Here is a 24,279-nt window from a genome sequence, read left to right as displayed (position 1 = left end):
CTCCGTACCAATGTCCACTCGCAAGCTCGCCCTGTACCAATGATTCACTCGCAAGCTCGTTCACCGGAGCAGCTTGTCGGGCGTGATCGGCAGGTCGCGGACGCGGATGCCGGTGGCGTGTTGGACGGCGTTGGCGATCGCGGCCGCCGACCCGATGGTGCCGAGCTCGCCGAGACCGCGGGCGCCGACGGCGGAGACGTTCGGGTCCGGGTGGTCGAGGAACCGCACGCCGATGCCCGGGATGTCGGCGTTGACCGGGATCAGGTAGTCGGCGAGGTTGGCGTTGGCGATCCGCCCGGTCGCCGCCGTGTCGTGGACCGCCGCGGTCACGGTCGCCGTGCCGCCGGAACCGATCGCCCCGAGGGCGGCGCTCGAGGTCGGCGCCGAAGACGCCGGTGGCCATCCCCACCCCGACGAACCAGTCGCCGTCGCGGACCGACCCCGGCGTCCGGTGGCGCGCCGCCCAGCCGAACTCGCGCGCGCCGACCCGGTAGCACTCGTCGAGATGCTTGCTGGACACCGGAAGCCCGTCCTTCAACGACGTCGTGAGGTAGTTCCGCAGCCGAAGGTCGACCGGGTCCAGGCCGAGCCGGCCGGCCAGCTCGTCCATCGCGCACGCGTAGGCGAACGAGCCGGCCTCGTCGCCGGGCGCGCGCATGATCGTCTGCTGCGGGAGGTCCAGGCTCATCGAGCGGAGTCCGACGTGGATGTTGGGCATCCGGTAGAAGTTCAGGATCGCCCGGTTGCCCGGATCCTCGCTCTCGTGCTCGGAGATCGCGTCGAAGCGCACCGCGCCGAGGGTGCCGTCCCTGGCGGCGCCGAGGGTGATCGTCTGGGTCAGCTCCGCGCCGTGGCCGGTGACGGTGTGGAGTTGCTCGCGGGTGACAGCGATCTTGACCGGCCGGCCGAGCCTGCGGGCCGCCGCGGCGGCGAACAGGACCGGCGACCAGACGAACGCCTTGCCGCCGAAGCCCCCGCCGACGTGCGGGCCGAGCACCCGCACCGACGCCGGCTCGACGTCCAGGGCCGGGGCGACCTCGGCGGCGTGTGCGGCCGGCCTATGGGCTCCACTTCTCACCGGCGCCCTGGCCGACCCGACCCGCCGCTGAGCCGGTCGCCGGTGCGGTCCTGCCACGGGCCGCCTCCTGCTTTACGGTGGCAAGCCAACCACGACCGGCAGGAGATGCCACATGACCGCGCTGTACCTGTTGCGGCACGGCGAGACCGAGTGGTCGCGCACCGGCCGGCACACCGGCAGGACCGACCTCCCGCTCACCCCCACCGGGGAGCGCCGCGCGGGCGACGCCGGCCGCATGCTCGGCGCGATGCGGGGCGCCGAGCCGCCCGCGCTGGTGGCCGCGAGCCCGCGCACCAGGGCGCTGCGCACGGCCGAGCTCGCCGGGCTCAGCGTCGGCATGGTCACCGAGGACCTCGCCGAATGGGACTACGGCGAGTACGAGGGGCTGTCGACGCCGCAGATCCGCGAGACCGTACCCGGCTGGACGGTGTGGACCCACCCCTGCCCCGGCGGCGAGACCGCGGCCCAGATCGGCTCCCGCGCGGCGCGGATGGTCGAGCGGGTACGCGCGGCGTTGTCGGACGGCGATGTCATCCTGGTGGGACACGGGCACTTCAGCCGAGTCCTGGTGGCCACCTGGCTGGGCATGCCACCGGACGGCGGGGTCCACTTCGGACTCGATGCGGCGGCGATCTCGGTGCTCGGCGACGAGCGTGGCGCGCCTCAGGTCAAACGGCTGAACGTGCCGCCGGTACTGGAATGAGGTGGCAGGATGCCGGATCCACGGGTGCGCCGGGTTCGTGAGTCCGATGTGGACGCCGTGGTCGGCCTGGTGTACGAGCTCGCCGAGTACGAGCGTGCGCCGCAGGAATGCCGCCCGCGTAGGCCGCGGCGCGAGCGGCGGCGGCAACCGGATCGCCTGCCTCACGTGCGGCTGCGTGAGCCGCCCAAGCAAGAGAGCGCAGTTGCCCTGTCCGCCTGCCCCAAGCGCGAAGACCCGGACGCTCTCGACTGCCTTGCGGGGACGGGTGTCCGAGGGAACCTTCCACGCTCTCAACGCGCACATCTGCCGCCGAGCGCGTTCCCGAATTGCGCGCATCCGCCGATGAGCACGAGGGCAGCTCGGGTCCGCCGCCGCGAAAACCAGCGAGCCGTGCCGGTTGCCACTGTTCGCACGTGCGAATCCCAGGAGGTGGTCTGCAAAGGCGAAATTTCGTCGGGTCCAGGTGTCGAACAGGGGTCGACTCGTTCGACGCACAGGTATGACTGACACCATGAACGAGCCGATCTCAACTCACAATCTCGACCGATACGGGTCCGCGGAGCTGCCCTGGAGCCGTCCGCGTGACGTCCTCGCCAGCGACACACCCGGAGCCGACCTGACGTTCTTCGTGGCGACTGTGCGGCCCGACGGACGGCCGCACTCGGCGGGCGTCGGGGCCGTCTGGGTGGACGGGGCCCTGTATTTCACGGGCGGGCCGGGCACGCGCAGGTCGCGCAACCTGGCGGCCAACCCGGCGTGCAGTGTGTCGGTACGCTTGCGCGGCATCGACCTGGTGCTGGAGGGCGAGGCCCGCCGGGTCACTGACTCCTCCACCTTGGAGCGTGTGGCGGCCATGTACCGCGCGGGCGGCTGGCCGGCTTCGGTGGAGGGCGACGCGCTCACGGCCCCGTACAGCGCGCCCAGTGCGGGCCCCGCACCCTGGCACCTGTACCGCCTCACGCTGCACACCGCCGTAGGCGTGGCCAGCGCCGAGCCACACGGCGCCACCCGCTGGGCCTTCGCCCACTGAGCCAGCGCGATGACGGCTACATGCCGCAGGTCGGTCGGCGAGCTCACCCACACAGCGTGCCTGGTCGGTGTGCTTGCCGGCGTGGTCGCCGGGCTCCTTCAGCGAGGAGCGGTCACTCTGGCAGCGGGTAGGCTCCGGCCGCGATGTCCTCGAAGAGGGTCGGGCCCGTCGGTGTCCAGCCGAGCCGCTCCCGGGTGCGGGCGCTCGACGCGGTGACGTCCATGCCGAAGAAGCCTCCGATCCAGCCGAAGTGGGCCTCGGTGTCCTCCGGTGCGACCGACACCGTGTGCAGGCCCAGGTAGTCGCCGATGGCGGCGGCGATGTCGCGGGAGGGGAGCCCGCCCTCGGCCACCGCGTGCATCCGCGAACCCGCCGGGGCCTTCTCCAGCGCGAGCCGGACGATCCGCGCGGCGTCGGAGCGGTGCACGGCCGCCCAGCGGGTGGAGCCGTCGCCGATGTAGCCAGCCGCTCCGCGCTCCCTCGCGATCTTCGTCAGCGTCGCGGTGAAGCCGTGGTCGCCCATACCGTGCACGGTCGGGGAGAAGCGCAGCGCCACGGGCCGGACCCCGCGGTCGGCGTAGGACAGGGCGAGGTTCTCGCTGCCGCCACGCATCGAGTCGGCACCGTGGTGCGGCGACGCGTCGTCCTCGGTCAACGGTCGCCCGATCACGCCCGACGCCAGCCCGGAGGCGAGCAGGAACGGCCGGGTGCTGCCCTCGAGCGTGTCGAGCATCCGCTGGACGGCGGCGTGCTCGCTGCGGCCGGCGCCGGCGTAGTCGGAGAAGTCGTGCTTGAAGGCGAGGTGGATGACCCCGTCCGCCGCCGCGGCCGCCGCGGCCAGGCTGTCGACGTCGTCGAGGCTGCCGCGGTGGGCGATGGCGCCCTTGGCCTCGAGGGCGGCGGCCGCCTCGTCGGAGCGGGCGAGGCCGACGACCTTGTGGCCGTGGGTGAGGAGTTCGTCCGTGACGGCCGAGCCGATCCAGCCGGAGGCACCGGTGACGAAGACGCGCATGGTGGGCTTCCTTTTTTGTAGGCATGTCAGTTACTGACATCAACGGTAGCACTGCATGTCAGCGACTGTCATCACTACACTCCTGGAGATGGGTCGCTGGAAACCGGACGCGCGGGGGCGGATGATCCGCGCCGCGATGGAGCTCTTCGCCGAGCACGGCTTCGAGCAGACCACCGCCGGCGACATCGCCGAGCGCGCCGACGTCACTGAGCGCACCTTCTTCCGGCACTTCACCGACAAGCGCGAGGTCCTCTTCGACGGTTCCAGGACCATGGAGCGGACGGCCTACGACGCGATCCAGGGCGCGCCGGCCGAGTTCTCGCCGCTCGACGCGGCGCTGGCCGGGATGGTCGCGGGCGGCGGCCTGCTGGAGGACCGTCGCGACCACGCCGTGCGCCGCTCCCGGATCATCGCGGCCAACCCGAGCCTGCTGGAGCGCGAGTTGCTGAAGCTCGCGGCGATGGGCGACGCGACGGCCGAAGCGTTGCGCACGCGCGGGGTCGCCGACCCCACCGCCAGCCTTGCCGCCCACAGCGCTGTCACGGTCTTCCGTGTCGCGTTCGCGCACTGGGTATCGGCAGAGGAGCCGCCTGGCTTCGCCGCCTGTGTCGCGGAGGCCGCGGCGGCGCTGCGTGCCCTGAAGTGACGCCCTACCGACGCCCACGCCTCAGCCCGAACCAGGCCACTGATGTCACAACCAGTCCCCCGCCTCACAGCGCTGGTCGACGGCTGAAGATGTCAATCGTCGACTCGGAGAGGAGATCTCCTTGCCAGACCACCGTGTTCGGCGGGCCGAAGAATCGGATGTGAATGCCATCGTGACGCTCGTCCACGAGCTGGCCGAGTATGAGCGCGCCGCGGACGAGTGCCATCTCACCGCCGATCAACTGCGCGCCGCGCTGTTCTGCGAGTCTCCCGCGCTGTTCGCCCACGTCGCCGACCTGGACGGTGAGGTGGTCGGCTGCGCGCTGTGGTTCAAGAACTTCTCCACCTGGCACGGCACACACGGCGTCTACCTGGAGGACCTCTACGTCCAGCCGGACGCACGCGGCAGCGGCCTGGGCAAAGCGCTACTGACCGCACTCGCCGAAGAGTGCGTCGCGCGGGGGTATGCACGACTCGAGTGGTGGGTCCTGAACTGGAACGAGCCGGCCATCGGCCTCTACGAGTCGCTCGACGCGGTCCCTATGGACGAATGGACCGTGTACCGACTCACCGGGGCCGCACTGAACCGACTGGCCGGAACCCAGGCCGAGGCTACGAACAACTAAGCGCCTTCGGTGGCACCCTGTGGTCATCGGTGCGGGCGGCGGGGTGTCCCAGACCGCCGCCGCGCCGCTGCGGGAATCTTCACCGGGCAGGGCCTACGGGACACCTCTATCGGCATCGGTGTTGAACTGCGGTGTTTCTGGGGCGAGGTATCCCTCGCGACATGCGAGCTCACTGGGTTGCCGCCAGATGCTTTACCGGTATCACTCAGCCTCCGGCTTGCGCGCTGCCGTCCCGTGGCAAATAAGTGCCGAAACTCCAGAGATGGCCTTCGAGGTCCCAGGTCGTGTAGTTGCGTGCACCGTAGTCAGTGTCGAAGGGTTCCTGGATGATCTTGGCGCCGGCGGCCTTCGCGTGCTCGTAGTGCGCGTCGGGATCGTCGACGGCGACGTAGAGGCACTGGTTGATGCCTCGAAGGGCTCGCGGGCTCATCATCCCGAACTCGGTCTCGGCCATGGGCGACTTCGGCATGATCGTCCCGGCGCCCAAGTGCATCTCGGCGTGGGCGATGGTCCCATCGGGGCCCTCGATGACCTCCCCCTTGACGAAACCGAACACCCGCGCGAGCCACTCGAGGGCGGCTGGCGCGTCGTCATAGACCAACTCGGGGAAGATGTTCGGCGCGCTGTGCTCGGCCATGTGGCTCTCCCATCGTTTCGAGGTTCGCCCCGCACGCTACGGTCGCGGATCGACGCCCGTCTTGGACGGATGTCATCCGCGCGCCGTGCTCAACCGCAGAGCACACCGCCGCGATCGGGCAGGCGTCGAGCGAGAAACTCACGCGGCGTGCTGCCGGCGAAGTTGCGGAAGTCCCGGTTGAAGTGCGCTTGGTCGTAGTAGCCGCACTCGCGCGCAACCCTGGTCAGGAGGGCTACGTCTGCGCGCTCCAGGAGCCGAATGGCGCGCTGGAAACGCAGGATGCGCGCCAGCGTTTTGGGCGGCAGCCCAACCTCCTCTCGGAATCTGGTGACCAGATACTGGCGGCTTGATCCCAGTTCGTCGGCAAGCGCGCCAATGCCTAGCCGCCCGCCGGTCTCATTCAATCTGCGCCAAGCCCAGCTGATAGCCGGTGACGGTTCGCGAGCAGCGGCCAACCGGTTCGCGATCGCGGCGTCGAGCACGTCAAAACGTGCCGGCCAGCTCTCCGCTTCATGAAGCTGCTCGACGAGGCGAGCGGCAAACCGGCCGAGCACGTGCTCGAGCTCGACGACGCGATTGGCAACGCTGTCCATGGGCACACCCAGGAGCATGTGCGCGCCGATTGGCGTGAGGTCGATTTCCACTCCGTGCTGCAAGCCGGTCGATTCGGCCACCGCGTAAGAGTCGTGCAGCCCGGCCACGAACGACGTGACACGCGCTGTCGGGCCTGAGCCATGACAGGGATACATGATCCCAACCGGCGGCCCGAAGCCGACGATCAGCCCCACGACCCCCGAGGACAGCTCCACCCGGCACGTGCGGCCCGCCGCGCTCTCCAAGTATCCGAAGTAACCCCGCACATGCGCCCGCAGCGCCGCGCAGGGACCACGGAACATCATCTCGCGCCGACCACAAGCAGAATCACAACTCACGACCGTCCCCGACCGTGCCACGCTGCTGGTTCCCTCGCCCGTGCCGAATCCGGCAAGCGGGCCGTTGAGTCCGCTGGCCGACCGCTGACCGGATTCCAGCGGCATAGTCCACGACGCCGTCTCACCAGGAAAGCGTGGCACAGGATGACGACATCGCGCTGAAGAGTCATCGGTGCCTCCGCCGAGTCGGTGTCCCACAAAGGGATCGGGATGGCCAGGCGGGCACCTCGCATACCCGCAGCGCGCCTGGACGCCACGACCTCGTTGTTGGCCCTTGAGTTCCATCGGTGGTTGCGAACGGCACTCTGTGGGAGGGCTGGATGCCTCGTTATGCGCCGAACAAGATGCCCGGGTTCGGTCAAGAAGCGGTACTTCGAGCTGATCCGCCAGGGCCACAGAGGTGCCGCGGCGGCGCGTGTGGTCGGCGTGTCGATCAGCTGTGGGTCAAGAAGGTCATTGCCGCCCAGATCGGCAAGAGCTTCCAGACGGTGTATCGGGAAGTGCGGCGCAACAGCAAACCGGACAGGATGTATCAGCCGTTCTGGGCGCACAACCAGGCTCCTTCGGATGGATGACCATGCAGGCTCCCCATCGGCGCTGAACGTCCGCTTCTGCCGCCAAGCGAGCGCGACCACCAGGAACCGCTGTCATCGCGATGTTGATGGCGGCCAAGGCGCCGATGCCTCTTGACTCCGTATTCCCCCGTGCATTCCGTCCTGGCGCGGCGCGCACGGCATCTACCTTGAGGACCTCTACGTCCGGCCAGACCGGCGCGGCGGCTGACAGGGCGAGCGCCGCGGCCGGGATACCGGACGCGGCGCTCGGGCACTGTGCGTCAGACGCCTGCGATGCCCGCGATCCAGTCGCGGTACTGGGTGACGTTCGTGTAGGCGGTGAAGGTCTGCCGGTCGCTCGTGGACGCCACGCCGACCTGGTAGTAGCCGCCGTCCGCCGGGCTGGTGGCGAACATCGGACCACCGGAGTCGCCGCCGGCGGTGATGCCGTCGATCCGGTTGGCGCACACCGCGGTGCCGCCGATGTAGTCCGAGCAGCTGACCGAGCTCACGCCCACGTTCGCCACCTTGAGCAGCTGGGACTGGCAGTTGATCTCGGGCTGGTCGGTGCAGGTCGCGCCCCAGCCGTAGACCTGGACGGTCTGCCCGACATCCACCGCGTCGGCTGTGCCCAGCGGCGAGTAGGTCGCGCTCACCGCGTGGTCGAGCTGGACGAGCGCGAGGTCGGCCGACGGGTGGGTCTGGATGTTGATGCCCGTGGCGGACTCGCCCTGGGTCTGGTCAAGGCTGCCGATGTGGAAGGTGTACGTGCCGCCACCGGCCACGCAGTGTTGCGCGGTCAAGATCCACTCGGGCGCGATGATCGTCGCCGAGCAGTTCTCCTGGCCGTTCACGAACAACCTGGCGGCCCACGGGGCGTTCTCCGCGAAACCACCGTCAATGATCGCCGGCCCGACGTCACCGGTCTGGTCGGCGGAGGCCGCCCCAGACACGGACATGAAGCCGAGCACTGCTGCCGCCGCACCCAGTAGGGCCGCCCCGACGCGAACGAAACGCATTGCGAATCACCTCGTAGCCGCGGCTTCGCGCCGCGGAGCAGGGACAAGGAACCCCATCAGGGTCACTCGTTCGAGGGTGATCCACTACCCGCCGTTAGTCGGGAATCCGATTACCGGGTCACTGTCCGGTTTTTCCTGCCCCCTCGCCGCCGTACTCATCGTCCAGCCCCAGCGACCATTCCCGGGAGCGGGCGGTGAACAGGAGGTACAGGACGACCACGCAGAGCACGCCGACCGGTACCCCGATCCCGGGACGCCCGGACGGGCCGGCCGCGTACCAAGCGACACCGAGCAGCAGGAGCTCCACGACCACCGACGGGCTGCGCGCCCAGTGCTTGCCGAGCACCAGCGCGACGCCGACGGCGACCACACCGCCGCCCAGGACCGTGAAGTAACCCGCCTCGCCGAAGACGTTGTTGCCCTCGGTCGACCCACCGCCGAGCGCCCGCACGAGCAGCGCGATGGCGAACCCGATGCCGGTCAACCCTTGCAGGCCAACGAGAAGTCCGGCCCCGCGGATGGTGGGCGGGGCGTCGGAGGCGATGCGCACGCGATGGGTCCTTCAGCGGATGAGGCGACTGCGTTCGGGTGAATCGTAGCCGCCTCGCATACGCTGCGGTCATGCGTGCAGTCCTGGTGGTGAACCCGAAGGCGACCGCGACCACGGCGGCCGGCCGGGACGTGCTCGCGCACGCTCTGGCCAGCGAGGTCAAGCTCGACATCCTGGAGACCGACTACCGCGGCCACGCGCAGGCCGCGGCCGGGCAGGCCGCGGTGGACGGCGCCGACCTCGTGGTCGCGCACGGCGGCGACGGGACGGTGAACGAGGTCGTCAACGGCCTGCTCGCGCGCGGTCCGCGCGACTCGTTGCCGATGCTCGGCATCGTGCCCGGCGGCTCGGCCAACGTGTTCGCGCGAGCGCTCGGCCTGCCGCGCGACCCCGTCGACGCGACCCACCAACTGCTGCACGCGTTGCAGGACCGACGCAACCGCCGGGTCAACCTCGGTCGCGTCGACTCGGACCGGCCCGGCGACCCGGCGCGCTGGTTCACCTTCAGCGCGGGCGTCGGCTGGGACGCGGACGTGGTGGCGGAGGTCGATCGCAAGCGGGGCAAGAAGGCGAGCCCCGCGCTGTACACGCGAGTCGCGATCGCCCAGTACCTGAAGCCCGCGCACGGGCGGCCGCAGCTGACCGTCGAGATCCCCGGCGAGGAGCCGGTTTCGGGGCTGCGCCTCGTTTTCGTGTCGAACACGGACCCGTGGACCTACCTCGGCGCGCGGGCGATCCACCTCAACCGCGGCTGCAGGTTCGACACTGATCTCGGAATCTTCGCGCTGCACAGCCTTCGTCTACCGACGGTGCTGAGGCACCTCCGTCAGGCGATCAGCCGAAAGGGTGAGCAGCGCGGCGGCAAGCTCCTCCGCCGCGACGACGTCCCGATGCTCACGGTCACCAGTCCCGAACCGGTCCGCGTCCAATGCGACGGCGACCTCATCGGGGATCGGACCTGCGTAAGAATCTCATCCGTGCGGCATGCGCTCGCGGTCGTCGGGTAGTCCTCCGCCGACCCGAAACGGTCTCGGGAGGTACTTGAGGGGCGAGACAGAGCTGTGACCTAATTGTTACCCTGTGCTCCGGCAGGCCTCTGACGTCGATCTTTCGGGTGAGTTCACGCACTCGCTGATGAAGAACCCTTGACATATGGCTGGTTCGTGAAAGCATTCACAAGCACCCCAAACGAACCGGTTGACGACTGAGGCGCTTCTAAACGCGCCCAATCCGAGGAGCAAGCAGAAATGGACTGGCGCCACCGCGCGGCCTGCCGTGACGAGGACCCCGAGCTGTTCTTCCCCGTGGGAACCAGTGGTCCGGCCATATTGCAGGTTGCCCAGGCGAAGGCCGTCTGCCACCGCTGCACCGTTGCTTCCAACTGCCTGACCTGGGCGCTGCAGAGCGGCCAGGACGCAGGTGTGTGGGGCGGGATGAGCGAGGACGAGCGACGCGCGCTCAAGCGGCGCAGCGCTCGTACGCGGACGAGCAGCAACGCCTGATTTCCTTTTCAGACGCCGAAAGGCCCGGTTCCCACTAGGGATACCGGGCCTTCGTGTTTCCCGGACTCGCGGGTCCGGAACGTTGGACTCGCGGGTCCGGAGTGTTGGACTCGCGGGTTCTGGGCGTTGGACTCGCGAGGTCAGCGGCGGTGGGACAGGGGGACGCGGAGCACTGCCTCGGTGCCGCCGCGGTCCCGGCGGCGCATCGACAGTGAGCCGCGGAGCTCCGACTCCACAAGGGTTCGCACGATCTGCAGGCCCAGGCCGTTCGAGCGCTCGAGCGAGAAGCCCTTCGGCAGCCCGCGCCCGTCGTCCGTCACGACCACGTCCAGCCAGCGGGCCGAACGCTCGGCCGAGACCACCACGTCGCCGGAGACGCCCGGCGGGTAGGCGTGCTCGACGGCGTTCTGCACCAGCTCGGTCAGCACCATCACCAATGGCGTGGCCACCTCGGCGGCCACCACGCCGAACTGGCCGGTCCGCCGCACCCGGACGTGGTTCTCCGCGACGGCGACATCACCGGCCACCGGGATCACCTTGTCCACCAACGAGTTCAGGTCCACCTTCTCGTCGACCGAGGTCGACAGGGCCTCGTGGACCATCGCGATCGCGGCCACCCGGCGAACCGACTCACCCAGCGCGGCCCGGGCCTCCTCGCTCGCCGTGCGGCGGGACTGCAGGCGCAGCAACGCCGCCACCGTCTGGAGGTTGTTCTTCACCCGGTGATGGATCTCCCGGATCGTCGCGTCCTTCGACATCAACGCGCGGTCGCGGCGGCGCACCTCGGTCACGTCGCGTACCAGCACGAGTGCGCCGGCGGCCTTCCCGCCCGGACGCAGCGGCAGCGCGCGGAACAGCACGGCCGCGCCGCGGTGCGACTCGGCCTCGGCACGCATGCTCGGTTGACCGTCCACCGCGGCCAGGATCCGCTGGGCGATCTCGGTCGCGTCGAAGGGATCCGCGATCAGTCCGCGGGTCAGTGGCGCGAGGCGCACGCCGACGAGCTCCGCCGGGTGACCCATCCGGTGGTACGCGGACTGCGCGTTCGGCGACGCGAACACCACCGCGCCGGTCGGGTCGAGGCGCACCAGGCCGTCGCCGACCCGGGGGCTGGTGTGCACGTCCGCGGCCGGCTCGGAGGTGGGGAAGCTGCCGTCGGCGACCATCTGGCACAGGTCGGCGGCGATACCGAGGTACGCGATCTCCAACGAGCTCGGCACCCGCGGCACCGCGAGGTCCGTCTCCCGCGACAGCACCGCGACGACCCGGTCGTCGTAGGTCACCGGGATCGCCTCGCGGCGCACCGGCACGCCCTGGTACCAGCGCGGATCCTCCTCGCGGCAGATCCGCTTCTCGATCATCGCCCGGCGCAGCTGGGGGTGGTCGGCGACGACGACCGTGCTGCCGACGACGTCCTCGGGGTGCGCGGTCGGCGCGGTCGTGGCCCTGGCCTGCGCCACGCACAGGTACTCGATGTCGGTCTGCGCCGGGTTCGGCGGCTCCCCGACCGGCACCCACATGAGGAGGTCGGCGAAGGACAGGTCCGACAGCAGCTGCCACTCGGCGACCACCATCTGCAGGTGGTCGACCTCACCACCGGACAGCTTGGTGTGCTCGGCGAGGAGGTCGGAGAGGGTGGACAACTAGTGTCCCCCGCCGGGAGTCTGTCGCTTGAGTCGGCGAGTCCAGGTTTCTGCTGGCAAGGCGCCGGTTCGTCCTCGTACTGGAGCGTACTTGGGCGGATCGGCAACGCCGCCAGCAGGAAGCTGGGCCGGCGAATCAGGTGACGAACTTCCGGCGAGGGACACTAGTCGACTACCGCGATCAGGTCATGCTCCTGCACGATGTCGCCTTCCTTGACGGCGATCGAGGTGAGCACTCCCGTGAACTCGGAAAGGACCGGGATCTCCATCTTCATGGACTCGAGGATCACCACCGTGTCACCCTCGCCGATGTGGTCACCGGCGTTGGCGACGACGGACATGACGTTGGCGACTATCTCGGCGCGGATCTGCTCGGTCATCGCCGAATCCTCCCATGCGGCGGCAGCCAGGTGACCAGGGCCGGTTACGGCAGGTCTGACCTGTCCTGCACGGTCACCCCGGCCTGCTCGACCACGGTTTTCCTGATCTTCTCCCGCAGCCGCTGCTTCAAGGCGTCCGGCGCGTGCTCGCCCCCGCACTTACGCGCCAGCAACACCTTCAGGTGCTCCTCGATGCCGAACTGCTCCAGGCACGGGCTGCACTCGTCGAGATGCTGCTCGAGCAGCTGCCGACGGCCGCTGTCGCACTCGTGGTCGAGGAACATCCACACCTCGGCCAGCACCTCGGAGCAGTCGGTCTCATGTGGTTTGCCGCAGCTCACGATCCGGTCACCTCTTGCTCGGTCGAGCGCAGGAACCCGCGGTCCCGCGCGACCCCGGCCAGTAGGTCACGAAGCTGCCGACGGCCACGGTGCAGTCGTGACATCACCGTTCCGATCGGCGTGTGCATTATCTCCGCGATCTCCTTGTAAGCGAACCCCTCGACGTCGGCGAGATACACCGCCAACCGGAAGTCTTCCGGCAGCAGCTGCAGGGCTTCCTTGACGTCGTTGTCCGGCAGCCGGTCCATCGCCTCGACCTCGGCCGAGCGCAACCCGGACGAGGTGTGGCTCTCGGCCTTCGCGAGCTGCCAGTCGGTGATCTCCTCGGTCGGCGACTGCAGCGGCTGGCGCTGCCGCTTGCGGTAGCCGTTGATGTAGGTGTTGGTGAGGATCCGGTACAGCCAGGCCTTGAGGTTGGTGCCCTTCGAGAAGGACGCGAACGCGGCATAGGCCTTGAGGTAGGTCTCCTGCACCAGGTCTTCCGCGTCGGCCGGGTTGCGGGTCATCCGCAGGGCAGCCGAATAGAGCTGGTCCAGCAGGGGCATCGCGTCGCGTTCGAACCGCTCGGCGCGCTCCTCCTCGGTCTCGACCGGCGCGTTGGTATGGGTCTCGGTGCTCGGCACCGTGCTCCCTTCCAGTTGGAACTGTCCCATCGTCGGATACGCATAGGACACCTGCGAGGATACGCGGCGCATCTCGGTCAACACGTTTGGAGGAACGCTCCGGCGCGCAGGCGCATTCCCTCAGTCCAGTGGGCGCAAGATCCGGTCGAGCCACTCCTCGACGGTGCGCGAGAGAACCGTCGCCTCGCGCTTCAGCGAGTGGTCACCGGGCAGAACCATGATCTCCCGGTGCGGAGCGGGCCCCGGCATACCGAACGGGTCGGACTCGCCCTGGACCACCAGCGTGGGCACGGTCACGCCGTCGAGCTCGGGCATCCGGGTCTTCTCCGGCCGCCCCGGCGGGTGCACCGGGAACGCCAGGCACAGGACCGCGACCGCCTGCCCGTCGGCGGAGGTGCGGCAGGCCACCCGGGCACCCGAGGACCGGCCGCCGAACACCAGCGGCTGCTCGTGGAACCACTCCTCGGACAGCCGGTCGGCCACGGCGAGCCACGCCCTGTCGAGCTGGTTCGCCGGTGCGGGCGCGCGGCGACCCGCGACCCGGTAGGGCTGCTCGACCAGCGCGACGTGCACCCCGGCGGCCTGGGCGCCGCGGGTGGCAGCGACCAGGTCGGGCGCGCCGACGCCACCGCCGGCACCGTGGCCGAGCAGGAGCCCGGCCCGGCCCTCCGGCGCGCAGTGCAGCTCGGCCCTGGCGGGACCGTGCGGCGTGTCGATCTGCATGGTCGTCATCACCGACACCTCAGACATCGAACAGTGACTGCTCGTCGAGCTCGGCGACCGGCTCCTCGCGAACGACCAGCTCGGGCCCGTTGTTGCGGACGTTGTTGACCTTGTTGGACACCGGCCGCAGCTCCAGGGACTCGACCAGGTCCAGCGGCGGCGAGGTGAGCAGCTCACCGGGGTCCTCGGCGTCCGGGTCGAGCCAGGCCGCCCAGTGCTCGGGGGTCATGAGCAGCGGCATCCGGTCGTGGATGTCGGCGAGCTGGCCCAGCGCCTCTGTGGTGAGCACCGCCGCGCTGACCACCGACGGCGCGTCGTGGTCCTTCGGGTCGCGCCACACCGTCCACAGGCCGGCCATGGCGAGGCTCTCGCCGTCCGGCCTGGTCATGAAGAACGGCTGCTTGCGGCCGCCCTCCTTCTTCCACTCGAACCAGCCGTCGGCCGGCAGCAGACAGCGGCGCTTGGCGAGCGAGGTCTTGAACGCGTTCGAGGTGGCCGCCGACTCGGACCGCGCGTTGATCATCCTGGCGCCGATCGAGCGGTCCTTGGCCCAGGCCGGGATGAGCCCCCAGCGCATGACCCGCAGGCTGCGCGCGGTGCGGCTCCTGTCGGCCACGCCGTCGTCGTCGCGCGGGTGCCGCTGCACCACCGCCACGACGTCCTTGGTGGGCGCGACGTTGTGATCGGCCGGCGGCGCGAGGTCCTCGGTGGCGTCATACGCGTCGAACTCCGCGGCCAGCGTGGCCGGGTCCTTCGCCGCTGCGTACCTCCCGCACACGTCAACCACCTCCTGGCCTGATCGTGGCACGTCGCACCGACAGTGTGCACCGCGGACCTCGAGATGCGGGATCATCGACGCATGAACCAGTGGCAAGCGCCCGTCGCGACCGAGTCCGTGCACGCCACCGTGGCCGTCCCCGGCTCGAAGTCGATCACCAACCGGGCGCTGGTGCTGGCGGCGCTGAGCACCGGGGGCGGCACCTCACCGGGGCGCTGCGCAGCCGGGACACCGACCTGATGATCACCGCGCTGCGGGCCCTCGGGGTGCCCGTGACCGCCGGCGAGGAAGGGGTCCGGATCGCGCCGCACGTAGGTCTTCTCGGCCCGGCGACCGTGGACTGCGGCCTCGCCGGCACCGTCATGCGGTTCGTGCCGCCGGCCGCCGCGCTCGCCGAGGGCGACATCCGCTTCGACGGCGATCCCCGGGCCCGCGAGCGGCCGATGGGCACCGTGCTCGACGCGCTGCGCGCCTTGGGTGCCTCGGTCGACGGCGACACGCTCCCGTTCACCCTGCACGGCAAGGGCAGCCTCGCGGGCGGCCCGGTGACCATCGACGCGTCGGCGTCCTCCCAGTTCGTCTCGGGGCTGCTGCTCGCCGGCGCCCGCTTCGACCTCGGCCTCACCGTCCACCACCATGACGACGAAGCGGGCAAGCCGGTGCCGTCGCTGCCGCACATCGACATGACCGTGCAGATGCTGCGCGAGGCGGGCGTCGTGGTCGACGACAGTGAGGCCGACACGTGGCGGGTGGAGCCGGGGCCGGTGGGCGCGCGCGACTGGCGGGTCGAGCCGGACCTGTCCAACGCGACGCCGTTCCTGGCCGCGGCCGCGGTCACCGGCGGCACGGTCACGGTCCCCGGCTGGCCGACCCGGACCACCCAGCCGGGCGACACGATCGGCGACATCCTGCTGCGGATGGGGTGCGCGGTCGACCGCACCCCGGCCGGGCTCACCGCCACCGGACCCGCCGAGCTGTCCGGAGTGGACATCGACATGCACGACGTCGGCGAGCTGACCCCCACCGTCGCCGCGCTCGCCGCGCTCGCGTCCGGCCCGTCGGTGCTGCGCGGGATCGCGCACCTTCGTGGCCACGAGACCGACCGGCTCGCCGCGCTGGTCACCGAGATCAACGGGCTGGGCGGCGACGCCCGCGAGACCGAGGACGGCCTGGAGATCCGGCCGGCAACGCTGCACGCCGGCACCTGGCGCTCCTACGCCGACCACCGGATGGCCACGGCGGGCGCGATTCTCGGGCTCGTGGTGGACGGCGTGGAGGTGGACGACATCGCCACGACGGCCAAGACACTGCCCGACTTCCCAGCCATGTGGCAGCGGATGCTGAACGGCCGCACCCCGTGAGCCACCTCCTGTCAACCTCGGCAACCGTCACCCCAGGGGAACGTGACGCAACCCAGCCACCAGTACGTGACCAGGCCGAACGCCCGCTACCCAACGCAACCAACACACTAAATTCCGGGGAGGCGGCTCCGTGAGTCGTCGCGGTCGGCGTTCGGACTGGGAGCGCCTGGACGAGTCGGATGTCCGGGTACGGCCGGGCAAGGGCACCCGGCCGCGCAGCAAACGCAGACCGGAGCACGCCGACGCCCGCGCGGCGATGGTCGTCGAGGTCGACCGCGGGCGGTGGACGTGTGCCCTCGACGGGAAGCCGGACCGCGAGATCATCGCGATGCGGGCCCGTGAGCTGGGCCGGACACCCATCGTCGTGGGCGATCTCGTGGACCTCGTCGGCGACACCTCCGGCCGCCCCGACACCCTCGCCAGGGTCGTGCGGGTGGCCGACCGGAGCAGCGTGCTGCGCCGCACCGCCGACGACAACGACCCGTTCGAGCGGGTCGTGGTGGCCAACGCGCAGCAGCTGCTGATCGTGTGCTCGCTCGCCGATCCCCCGCCCCGCACGGGTTTCATCGACCGGTGCCTCGTGGCCGCGTACGCCGGTGGCCTGAAACCGGTGCTGTGCCTGACGAAGTCGGACCTCGCCGGCCCCGACGAGATCATCGCGGCCTACGCCGAGCTGGCCGTCCAGGTCCTCGTGACCAGGAGCGATCGCGAGCCCGACGAGGTGCGAGAGCGGCTGACCGGCCAGATTTCCGCGCTGATCGGCCATTCCGGCGTCGGAAAGTCCACTTTGGTCAACAAGCTGGTGCCGGACGCCATGCGCGCCACCGGGGTCGTGAGCGCGGTCGGCAAGGGCCGGCACACCTCCACGACCGCGGTGGCGCTGCCGCTGCCCGGCGGCGGCTGGGTCGTGGACACCCCGGGGATCAGGTCCTTCGGTCTGGCCCACGTGGAACCGGACGACATCGTGGCCGCGTTCGACGAGTTCGTCGAGCCCGCGGAGGAGTGTCCGTCCGGTTGCGGACATCTCGGCCCACCGGCGGATCCGGACTGCATGCTCGACATCGTGACCGCGGAGGGCCATGCCTCTGCTGGCAGGTTGGCATCTCTCCGGCGCCTTCTGGCCTCACGCGCCCGCCTCGATGAGTACGGTGACTGACCGACCCGAACGAGTGAACGTTACGCTCGTTGGGCTAATGAATCCTCCGAGGGGAGCAGGGATGCGCAAGATCGCAGCGGTGTTGTCCGCATTGGCGCTGGCCGTGTCGCTGGGCGCGTGCGGTGACAAGGCGGCTGACAACGGCGGCGGCAACTCCGGCGGCGACGCCACCGAGGGGGCGATGAGCCTCGCCGCACTGGCCAAGTCGGTCGGCGACCAGACGGCCGAGGTCAACACGGCGCACATGGTGTTCAGCGGTGGCGCCGGCGGCATGGAGATCAAGGGCGAGGGCGACATCGAGGTCGGCGGGACGGACCCGGCGCTCCAGATGGACATGGAGACCGGCGACGGCACGATGTCGATGGTGCTGCTCGACGGCGTCCTCTACATGAAGGTCCCGCAGGAGCTGCAGTCCGGCAAGCCGTGGATCAAGATCGACTCCACGGACAAGAGCAACCCGCTCGCGCAGGCGCTCGGCAGCATCTCCGACCAGATGCGCAAGAACGCCGACCCGAGGCAGGCGCTGGACCAGTTCAAGGACTCCGGCGAGATCACCTCCACCAAGGAGGAGGACCTCGACGGCAAGCAGACCACGCACTACTCGATCACGGTCGACGTGCAGAAGCTGGCCGACAGCCAGACGGACCCGACGCTGCAGAAGGCCATGCGGGAGGCCATCAAGTCGGGCCTGAAGGACTTCCCGGTGGACCTGTGGGTCGACAGTGCGGACCTGCCGGCGCGGATGACCGTGGAGATGCCGACCGCGGACCCGACCTCGGGCAAGGCGGTGCCGGTGAAGGTCCAGGTCGACTACTCCGACTGGGGAAAGGCCGTGGACATCCAGGCCCCGCCGGCGGACCAGGTCGGGCAGCTCCCCGGCTGAGTCCCGCTGGGGCACAAGAGAAGACGCCTTCGCCCGCGCGCAGCGGCGAAGGCGTCTTCTCTTGTGCTTGCCTACCTCACCGCGTAGGCCCGCAGGATGGTCTGCGAGACCGAGCTCCCGGGACCGGTCACGGACAGCGGCCCGCAACGAGACGAGCTCCGCCCCACGCGGATGATCGACCGAGGCGACCCACCGCGCGTGATCCCGAGAGACCCGCACCGCCTTCCACGACTTGCCGTCGTCGAAGGACACCTCGACCGACGGGGTCGAGACCCGGCCGACCTCGGCACCGTTGCGTTGCACGTACACCGGAACCGCCCGACCGGCGCGGCGACATGCCCTGCGTCAACTGACCGTCCACATGCGACAGGGCCGGGCCACGTGGCCGGGCCCTGTCGCCGTGCGGTCAGCCCATGTGCGGGTAGGTGTGGCTGGTCGGCGGGACGAATGTCTCCTTGACCGACCGCGGGCTCACCCAGCGCTGCAGGTTGTAGATCGAGCCCGCCTTGTCGTTGGTGCCCGAGCCGCGGCTGCCGCCGAACGGCTGCTGGCTCACCACGGCGCCGGTGGGCTTGTCGTTGACGTAGAAGTTGCCGGCGGCGAAGCGCAGGCTGCGGTGCGCCTCCTCGATGGCCGCACGGTCGGTGGCGAAGACGGCGCCGGTGAGCGCGTAGGGCGTGGAGCTGTCGACCAGCTCGAGCACCTTGGCGTAGTCGCCGTCGTCGAACACGTGGACCGCGAGGATCGGGCCGAACCACTCGGTGGTGAACACCTCGTTGGTGGGGTCGGTGCCCAGCACGACGGTCGGCTCGACGAAGTAGCCGGTCGAGTCGTCGCAGCTCCCGCCGGCGAGGATCTCCAGCGACGCGGTGGCGGCGGCCATCAGCAGGACGCCCTTGTGCTTGGCGAACGCGCGGCTGTCGATGACCGCGCCGCCGAAGTTCGAGAAGTCGGTGACGTCGCCGAAGGTGAGCGACGCGGTGGTGTCGGCCAGCTGCTCACGCATGCCGGACTCCCACAGCGACCGGGAGATGTACGCGCGGGACGCCGCGGAGCACTTCTGGCCCTGATACTCGAACGCGCCGCGGACGAGCCCCGTGACGACCGCGCCGGGGTCGGCCGACCGGTGCGCGACGACGAAGTCCTTGCCGCCGGTCTCGCCGACGATCCGCGGGTAGGAGCGGTAGGTGTCGAGTCGTTCCCCCATCGTGCGCCACAGGTGCTTGAAGGTCTTGGTGGAGCCGGTGAAGTGCAGGCCGGCGAAGTCCGGGTCGGCCATCGCGACCTCGCTGACCGCGGCGCCGTCGCCGGTGACCATGTTGATCACACCGGGCGGCAGGCCCGCGGCCTCGAGCAGGCGCATCGTGTGGTGCGCGGCGAGCTGCTGGGTGGGCGAGGGCTTCCAGATGACCGTGTTGCCCATCAGCGCGGGCGCGGTGGGCAGGTTGCCGGCGATGGCGGTGAAGTTGAACGGGGTGATCGCGGTGACGAACCCGTCCAGCGGCCGGTGGTCGAACCGGTTCCAGATGCCGGCGCTCGAGTTGGGCTGCTCGGCGAGGATCCGCCGGGCGTAGCCCACGTTGAACCGCCAGAAGTCGATGAGCTCGCAGGCGGCGTCGATCTCGGCCTGATGCACGGACTTCGACTGGCCGAGGACGGTGGCCGCGTTGAGCGTGTCGCGCCACGGCCCGGACGCCAGGTCGGCCGCGCGCAGGAGCACGGCGGCGCGCTCGTCGAACGGCAGCTCCCGCCATGCCGGCGCGGCGAGCTTGGCGGCGCCGACCGCGTCGGCCACGTCCTTGGCGCTCGCCTGCGCGGACACCCCGAGCACGTGCTTGTGGTCGTGCGGCTGAACGACGTCGATCGGCTCGCCGCCGGCCATGCGCTGCTCGCCGCCGATGGTCATGGTCAGCTCGTGCTCATCGCCCTCCAGCTCGGCGATCCGGCGCCGCAGCGACTCACGCTCGGTGCTGCCCGGTGCGTAGGTCCGCACGGGCTCGTTGACCGGCTCGGGCACGGACGAAACGGCGTCCATGATGTGGCTCGCCTCCCTGGTTCTGGTCGGCCGGTCGCGGCTTGTGACCGGTCGCGGCGGGTGCACCGCCATCCTGTCACGACTCAGGCGCCCACCAGGCGATCAGCGCCTCCACCTCGGCCTTGTAGAGGAGCTCGGGGTCGATGCCGGAGAGCGCGAACTGGTTGGCGACCTCGAGGCTGAGGACGCCGTGCAGCCGGGTCCAGACGGTGAGGCCCCAGTGCTGCTGGCGCGGGGTCAGCGAACCGTGGCCCATCCGCTCGCCCCAGGCGGCGAGCTGCTTGTAGAAGGTCGAGCGACGTGGCTGGGCGGTGTCCTCGCCGACGGCGGCGAGCAGGGTGGTCATGGCGCGGTTGGCGGCGGCGAGGGTGTACTCGGGGGCCTTGTAGCCGGGGACCGGGGTGCCGAAGAGCAGCAGGTAGCGGTGCGGCGCCGCGACCGCCCACGCGCGCATGGCGTGTGCCACCGCGCGCAGCCGCGCCGCCGGGGACTTGGCGGTCCCGACGGCGGCGTCGAGTGCGTCGGCCAGGTCGTGGTAGCCGTCGGAGATCAGCTCGGTGAGCAACGCGTCGCGGTTGGCGAAGTAGCGGTACAGCGCGGGGCCGGTGATGCCCATGCGCTTGCCGATCGCGTTGACCGAGATGCCGGCGATGCCGTCCTCGGCCAGCTGCTCCAGTGCGATGCGCTTGGCCTCCTGGCGGGTCTGCTCGCGGTACTGCTGCCTGCGGTCCATGTGCCTCCTCTTGACAACACGACTCTAACACCCTCTAATTGAGGTTAGAAGTTATAACAATAGTTAAGGACTCTAAGGAGACGCGACATGGAGATCGTGCTGACCGGCGAGGGTGGCCCGGAGATGCTGCGGGTCGGGACCGGCGACGCGCCGCGGCCGGGCAAGGGGCAGGTCCGGGTGCGGGTCGAGGCGAGCGGGGTGAGCTTCGCCGAGGTGCAGATGCTGCGGCGGCGGTACCCGATGCAGCCCAGCTTCCCGTTCGTGCCCGGGTACGACCTGGTCGGGACCGTCACCGAGGTGGGCCCCGGCGTCTCCGGGCCGCGGGTCGGCGAGCGGGTGGCCGCGCTGACCCGGACCGGCGCGTGGCGCACCCATGTCGTGGTGCCCGCGGCCACGGCGGTGCCCGTGCCCGCATCGCTGGACCCGGGGGTGGCCGCCGCGGTGGTGATGAACGGCGTGACGGCGTGGCAGATGGTCCACCAGGTGGCGAAGGTTCGCGCCGGCCAGACCGTGCTGGTTCACGGCGCGACCGGCGGCGTCGGCACGCTGCTGGTCCAGATCGCCGTTCGCGCCGGTGCCCGGGTGCTCGGGACGGCGTCCCCCGCGAAGCACGACCTGCTTCGCTCGCTGGGCGCCGAGCCGATCGACTACCGCACCGGCGACGTCCCCGCGGCCGTCCGCGCCCTGTCCCCCGGTGGCGTGGCCGCGGTGTTCGACCACCTGGGCGGGAGGAGCCTGGACGACTCCTATGCCCTCCTGGCCGACGGCGGCGTCCTGATCAGCTACGGCTCGGCCGCCACCCTGCGCGACGAGGGCCACTGGCTGACGCCGTACCTGGGGACGATCCGCCGGTACGCGGGCTGGCAGCTGGCTCGTCTGGTGGGCCGGTCCCGAGGCCGGCGGGCGGCGTTCTACTACGTGAAGCCGGGCCCCCGCTTCACCGAGGCACTGACGGAGGTCTTCACCCTGGTCGAGTCGGGCACCCTGAACCCGCCGATCGCGCAGCGCCTCCCCCTGGAGAACGCCGCGGAGGCGCTGCGACTCCTGGTGGAAGGCAAGACGACCGGCAAGATCGTCCTGGAAGCCTGACCCGCCCCCGAGCTGTCCACAGCCCCGACCCGCGCGCCCCCGAAACCGTCGGTGCTCGCCGATAGGCTGGATTCCGGGGGGGCCGGCCCGCGGGTGGTTGTCCACAGGCCGGCGCGGCGACGGTCCGGAACTGTCGGTGCCCGCCCGTGGAGTTGAACCCGGGGCCGGAGGCAACCACCCGTACCCCGTCAGAGCAGGCGAAACACCGCGCAGTGCCACGTTTCGCCCTCCCGCTCCAGCCGCGCGGCCGAGGCACACACCCGGCGCGGCTCCGTGGGCCCGCCGGCCACGTCGATCACCGCGGCGATCTCCACCGCGGTCGCCGACGGGTAGCAGGCGCGGAGGCGGCGCAGCCGGTGGGTGCGACCGGGCGGGGCGGTGCGCAGCCGGGTCAGCAACGCCTCGTATGCGGCATCGGACAGCAACGCGCGCAGTTGACCCACCGCGCGGCGGCCCTCCAACACCTCCAACACCCGGACCAGCAGCCGCCACAGCGACTCGGGCGTGACGGCCGCCTCGGGCAACCTCGGCGGCCCGACCAGCGTGAGCTGCGGCCCCGCGGCCGGCCGCAGGCTCGACCACCGGCGCGGCTCCTCCTCGCCGGGGCCGTGCGACGGCTCGTACTCCGGCAACGCGTACAACACGGGGCCGGGCTCGGACGGGTGCGGATATCGAACAGGTGCGGACATGCCCTACTGAGCGAGCACCGCGTCCATTTGGGACAACGATCACCCTACCGTGTCCATTCGAACACGGAGCGTCAGCGGCGGCGGACCAGCTCGAAGCAGAGGACGGCCGCCGCGCTCGCGACGTTCAGCGACTCGACCCCGCCGCTCATCGGGATCGACAGGTACGCGGTGACCGAGGCGCGGACCTCTGGGCTGATCCCGTCGGTCTCGCCGCCGAGGACATACGCCGCCCGGCGCGGCAGGTCGGCGGTGAACAGACCCGTCCGCGCCGACCCGTCCAGCGCGAACAGCGGATACCCGGCGGCCCGCAGCTCGGTGGCGGCCTCGGTGGCGGTGTAGCACCGCAGGATCGGCGCGTGGAACGCGACACCGGCCGACGCCTTCACCACCAGCGGGTCGATGGAGGCCACGCCGCGCCGAGGCACGACGATCCCTTCGATGCCGGCGGCGGTGGCGGTGCGGATGATCATGCCGACGTTGGCCGGCGTGGTGATCCCGTCCAGCAGGAGGACGGACGCCGGGTTCTCGGCGAGCGCGTCGGCGAGCCGGCGCATCCGCGGCGCGACGACGTCGGCGAGCACGCCCTGGTCCTGCTTTCCGTTGCCGGCCAGCACCTTCACCCGGTGCGCGCTGGCCCGCTCGACCCGCACGGACCGGGCCGACGCGGCGTCGATGATCTCGCGGGCCGCGGCGCCGCGGGCGTTGTCGGCGAGCACGACCTTGTCCACCCGCAGGTCCCGGTCGGCCAGTGCTTCGAGCACGGGCTTGCGACCGAACACGGTCACGAACCTGTCCTTGGGAGATGGGCCGTCCACGGGTGGAGCATTCCACGTCATCCGGCGCGCGGTGTGTCAGGATCTAACCCTGCCCGGAGCACAGGGGAATGGGAGTGCGGTGAGGGTCTACATTCCGGCCACGGTGACCATGTTGCGAGCGTTGAACGCGAAGGGCGAGGTGGCCGCGGTCGGCGACACCGCGTTCGCGCTGACCCCCGCACTGCGCGAGTCGTATGCGACGGGGACCGCCGAGGAGCTCGAGTACGCCGCGATGATCGAGGCGGCGCGGGCGTCGTTGCGCCTGCTGGCGGGTGAGCTGGCCGACGACCCGTCCGGTGTGCTCCCGCGCCGCGCGGTGATCTCCGCCGACGTCGAGGACGCGACCCTGCGCCCGGACCTGGACTTCGGGGTGGTGCGGTTGGCCGGGTCAGTGCCGGTCAGCCTGGTGGCGGCCGTGCATCTGGACACGGAGAACGCCGAGCCCGCGGTCCGGGCGGCCGCCGACGTGATCGATGCGGCGGACCTGGGTGACCCCGACGCGGAGTTCACGTTGGGGGATGCCGAGGACCATGAGCTGGCTTGGTACGCGACCGAGGAGCTGCCGTTCCTGCTGGAACTGCTCTGACTCGTCCGCCCCGGTTGGCCTCCGACCCCGGTTTCAACGCTACAGGCGAGCACCGACAGTTCCGGGGCGCGGCTGAGGCAGCCTGTGGACGACTCCTGCCGGCGGCCTCCGGCCCCCCGGAATCCAGCCCAACTGCGAGCACCGACGGTCTCGGGG

General features: G+C 70.6%; 27 protein-coding genes and 3 pseudogenes. 13 read left to right on the top strand and 17 right to left on the bottom strand.

Annotation, left to right across the window (positions count from 1 at the left end):
- Positions 1-60: 60 nt before the first annotated feature.
- Together GEV28_RS01430 and GEV28_RS42085 are read right to left on the bottom strand one after the other, a co-directional pair.
- The gene (locus tag GEV28_RS01430; RefSeq protein WP_291407718.1) at positions 61-330 is read right to left on the bottom strand and encodes a hypothetical protein; all 270 of its coding nucleotides are present in this window, start codon (positions 328-330) and stop codon (positions 61-63) included.
- A gap of 280 nt (positions 331-610) precedes the next feature.
- Positions 611-1,078, bottom strand: a pseudogene (locus GEV28_RS42085) (molybdopterin cofactor-binding domain-containing protein); the annotation flags it as partial.
- Positions 1,079-1,190: 112 nt separating this feature from the next.
- Between GEV28_RS42085 and GEV28_RS01420 the strand changes: the two are divergent.
- From GEV28_RS01420 to GEV28_RS01410, 3 genes and pseudogenes are all read left to right on the top strand, one after another.
- Positions 1,191-1,781, top strand: coding sequence for an acid phosphatase (locus GEV28_RS01420; protein ID WP_291407713.1), 591 nt, complete (start codon positions 1,191-1,193; stop codon positions 1,779-1,781).
- A 9-nt stretch (positions 1,782-1,790) separates the two neighbouring features.
- A pseudogene (locus GEV28_RS01415) lies at positions 1,791-1,892 on the top strand (GNAT family N-acetyltransferase); the annotation flags it as partial.
- Between the two features lie 400 nt (positions 1,893-2,292).
- The gene (locus GEV28_RS01410; protein WP_291407711.1) at positions 2,293-2,811 is read left to right on the top strand and encodes a pyridoxamine 5'-phosphate oxidase family protein; all 519 of its coding nucleotides are present in this window, start codon (positions 2,293-2,295) and stop codon (positions 2,809-2,811) included.
- Between the two features lie 112 nt (positions 2,812-2,923).
- Here GEV28_RS01410 and GEV28_RS01405 read toward each other — a convergent pair whose 3' ends face one another.
- Positions 2,924-3,823: an SDR family oxidoreductase gene (locus tag GEV28_RS01405; protein ID WP_291407709.1), complete on the bottom strand. Its 900-nt coding sequence runs from the start codon at positions 3,821-3,823 to the stop codon at positions 2,924-2,926.
- An 88-nt stretch (positions 3,824-3,911) separates the two neighbouring features.
- On the opposite strand from GEV28_RS01405, the gene GEV28_RS01400 reads away from it, so the two are divergent.
- Positions 3,912-4,469 (top strand): TetR/AcrR family transcriptional regulator, encoded by a 558-nt coding sequence (locus tag GEV28_RS01400; RefSeq protein WP_291407707.1) that lies wholly within the window; start codon positions 3,912-3,914, stop codon positions 4,467-4,469.
- A 121-nt stretch (positions 4,470-4,590) separates the two neighbouring features.
- Positions 4,591-5,094 (top strand): GNAT family N-acetyltransferase, encoded by a 504-nt coding sequence (locus GEV28_RS01395; RefSeq protein ID WP_291407705.1) that lies wholly within the window; start codon positions 4,591-4,593, stop codon positions 5,092-5,094.
- A gap of 205 nt (positions 5,095-5,299) precedes the next feature.
- On the opposite strand, the gene GEV28_RS01390 is transcribed toward GEV28_RS01395, so the two are convergent.
- Together GEV28_RS01390 and GEV28_RS01385 are read right to left on the bottom strand one after the other, a co-directional pair.
- Positions 5,300-5,731, bottom strand: a complete 432-nt coding sequence (locus GEV28_RS01390; RefSeq protein ID WP_291407703.1) for a VOC family protein — start codon at positions 5,729-5,731, stop codon at positions 5,300-5,302.
- An 89-nt stretch (positions 5,732-5,820) separates the two neighbouring features.
- Positions 5,821-6,519, bottom strand: a complete 699-nt coding sequence (locus GEV28_RS01385) for a helix-turn-helix transcriptional regulator (RefSeq protein ID WP_291407702.1) — start codon at positions 6,517-6,519, stop codon at positions 5,821-5,823.
- A 464-nt stretch (positions 6,520-6,983) separates the two neighbouring features.
- Between GEV28_RS01385 and GEV28_RS01380 the strand changes: the two genes are divergently transcribed.
- Positions 6,984-7,238, top strand: coding sequence for a hypothetical protein (locus GEV28_RS01380; protein ID WP_291407699.1), 255 nt, complete (start codon positions 6,984-6,986; stop codon positions 7,236-7,238).
- A 260-nt stretch (positions 7,239-7,498) separates the two neighbouring features.
- Here the strand turns inward: GEV28_RS01380 and GEV28_RS01375 are convergent, their stop codons facing one another.
- Both GEV28_RS01375 and GEV28_RS01370 read right to left on the bottom strand, forming a co-directional pair.
- Positions 7,499-8,236: a trypsin-like serine protease gene (locus GEV28_RS01375; RefSeq protein ID WP_291407697.1), complete on the bottom strand. Its 738-nt coding sequence runs from the start codon at positions 8,234-8,236 to the stop codon at positions 7,499-7,501.
- 118 nt (positions 8,237-8,354) lie between these two features.
- Positions 8,355-8,786, bottom strand: coding sequence for a hypothetical protein (locus tag GEV28_RS01370; RefSeq protein WP_291407695.1), 432 nt, complete (start codon positions 8,784-8,786; stop codon positions 8,355-8,357).
- A 71-nt stretch (positions 8,787-8,857) separates the two neighbouring features.
- On the opposite strand from GEV28_RS01370, the gene GEV28_RS01365 reads away from it, so the two are divergent.
- Positions 8,858-9,793 carry a diacylglycerol kinase family protein gene (locus GEV28_RS01365; protein WP_291407693.1) on the top strand — a complete coding sequence of 312 codons (936 nt, stop codon included), beginning with the start codon at positions 8,858-8,860 and terminating at the stop codon, positions 9,791-9,793.
- A gap of 240 nt (positions 9,794-10,033) precedes the next feature.
- A complete protein-coding gene (locus tag GEV28_RS01360) occupies positions 10,034-10,288 on the top strand; it encodes a WhiB family transcriptional regulator (RefSeq protein ID WP_291407691.1) in 255 nt (84 codons plus the stop codon).
- Positions 10,289-10,428: 140 nt separating this feature from the next.
- Here the strand turns inward: GEV28_RS01360 and GEV28_RS01355 are convergent, their stop codons facing one another.
- From GEV28_RS01355 to GEV28_RS01330, 6 genes are all read right to left on the bottom strand, one after another.
- Positions 10,429-11,931, bottom strand: a complete 1,503-nt coding sequence (locus tag GEV28_RS01355) for a sensor histidine kinase (protein WP_291407689.1) — start codon at positions 11,929-11,931, stop codon at positions 10,429-10,431.
- Between the two features lie 164 nt (positions 11,932-12,095).
- On the bottom strand, positions 12,096-12,311 hold the full coding sequence (locus tag GEV28_RS01350) for a biotin/lipoyl-binding carrier protein (RefSeq protein WP_291407688.1): 216 nt from the start codon (positions 12,309-12,311) through the stop codon (positions 12,096-12,098).
- Between the two features lie 44 nt (positions 12,312-12,355).
- The gene (gene rsrA, locus GEV28_RS01345; protein ID WP_291407686.1) at positions 12,356-12,652 is read right to left on the bottom strand and encodes a mycothiol system anti-sigma-R factor; all 297 of its coding nucleotides are present in this window, start codon (positions 12,650-12,652) and stop codon (positions 12,356-12,358) included.
- On the bottom strand, positions 12,649-13,275 hold the full coding sequence (locus tag GEV28_RS01340; protein ID WP_291407683.1) for a sigma-70 family RNA polymerase sigma factor: 627 nt from the start codon (positions 13,273-13,275) through the stop codon (positions 12,649-12,651). The genes rsrA and GEV28_RS01340 overlap by 4 nt, the downstream gene beginning before the upstream one ends.
- Positions 13,276-13,395: 120 nt before the next feature.
- Entirely contained in the window at positions 13,396-14,007 is a 612-nt protein-coding gene (locus GEV28_RS01335) for an alpha/beta family hydrolase (RefSeq protein WP_291407681.1), read from the bottom strand.
- Between the two features lie 10 nt (positions 14,008-14,017).
- Positions 14,018-14,776 (bottom strand): SOS response-associated peptidase, encoded by a 759-nt coding sequence (locus tag GEV28_RS01330; protein WP_291407679.1) that lies wholly within the window; start codon positions 14,774-14,776, stop codon positions 14,018-14,020.
- A gap of 81 nt (positions 14,777-14,857) precedes the next feature.
- Here GEV28_RS01330 and aroA point away from each other — a divergent pair.
- The 3 genes and pseudogenes from aroA to GEV28_RS01315 all read left to right on the top strand — a co-directional run bounded on the left by aroA (position 14,858) and on the right by GEV28_RS01315 (position 18,176).
- Positions 14,858-16,137 (top strand): annotated as a pseudogene (gene aroA / locus GEV28_RS01325) (3-phosphoshikimate 1-carboxyvinyltransferase).
- Between the two features lie 130 nt (positions 16,138-16,267).
- On the top strand, positions 16,268-17,293 hold the full coding sequence (gene rsgA, locus GEV28_RS01320; RefSeq protein WP_291407678.1) for a ribosome small subunit-dependent GTPase A: 1,026 nt from the start codon (positions 16,268-16,270) through the stop codon (positions 17,291-17,293).
- Between the two features lie 61 nt (positions 17,294-17,354).
- Positions 17,355-18,176 (top strand): hypothetical protein, encoded by an 822-nt coding sequence (locus tag GEV28_RS01315; RefSeq protein WP_291407676.1) that lies wholly within the window; start codon positions 17,355-17,357, stop codon positions 18,174-18,176.
- Between the two features lie 406 nt (positions 18,177-18,582).
- Here GEV28_RS01315 and pruA read toward each other — a convergent pair whose 3' ends face one another.
- Together pruA and GEV28_RS01305 are read right to left on the bottom strand one after the other, a co-directional pair.
- Complete coding sequence (gene pruA, locus GEV28_RS01310) at positions 18,583-20,211, bottom strand: L-glutamate gamma-semialdehyde dehydrogenase (protein ID WP_291407674.1); 1,629 nt, start codon at positions 20,209-20,211, stop codon at positions 18,583-18,585.
- A gap of 76 nt (positions 20,212-20,287) precedes the next feature.
- Entirely contained in the window at positions 20,288-20,944 is a 657-nt protein-coding gene (locus GEV28_RS01305; protein ID WP_291407672.1) for a TetR/AcrR family transcriptional regulator, read from the bottom strand.
- Between the two features lie 87 nt (positions 20,945-21,031).
- On the opposite strand from GEV28_RS01305, the gene GEV28_RS01300 reads away from it, so the two are divergent.
- A complete protein-coding gene (locus GEV28_RS01300) occupies positions 21,032-22,033 on the top strand; it encodes a medium chain dehydrogenase/reductase family protein (protein WP_291407670.1) in 1,002 nt (333 codons plus the stop codon).
- A gap of 188 nt (positions 22,034-22,221) precedes the next feature.
- Here the strand turns inward: GEV28_RS01300 and GEV28_RS01295 are convergent, their stop codons facing one another.
- Both GEV28_RS01295 and GEV28_RS01290 read right to left on the bottom strand, forming a co-directional pair.
- Positions 22,222-22,677 carry an Rv3235 family protein gene (locus tag GEV28_RS01295; RefSeq protein ID WP_291407668.1) on the bottom strand — a complete coding sequence of 152 codons (456 nt, stop codon included), beginning with the start codon at positions 22,675-22,677 and terminating at the stop codon, positions 22,222-22,224.
- Between the two features lie 116 nt (positions 22,678-22,793).
- Positions 22,794-23,558: an RNA methyltransferase gene (locus GEV28_RS01290; RefSeq protein WP_291407666.1), complete on the bottom strand. Its 765-nt coding sequence runs from the start codon at positions 23,556-23,558 to the stop codon at positions 22,794-22,796.
- A 58-nt stretch (positions 23,559-23,616) separates the two neighbouring features.
- Here GEV28_RS01290 and GEV28_RS01285 point away from each other — a divergent pair, with 58 nt between their 5' ends.
- Complete coding sequence (locus GEV28_RS01285) at positions 23,617-24,123, top strand: hypothetical protein (RefSeq protein ID WP_291407664.1); 507 nt, start codon at positions 23,617-23,619, stop codon at positions 24,121-24,123.
- The last annotated feature ends 156 nt before the right edge of the window (positions 24,124-24,279 follow it).

Source organism: Actinophytocola sp. (assembly GCF_009379765.1).
Lineage (GTDB): Bacteria > Actinomycetota > Actinomycetes > Mycobacteriales > Pseudonocardiaceae > Actinophytocola.
This window is presented reverse-complemented; position numbering and strand designations above follow the sequence as displayed.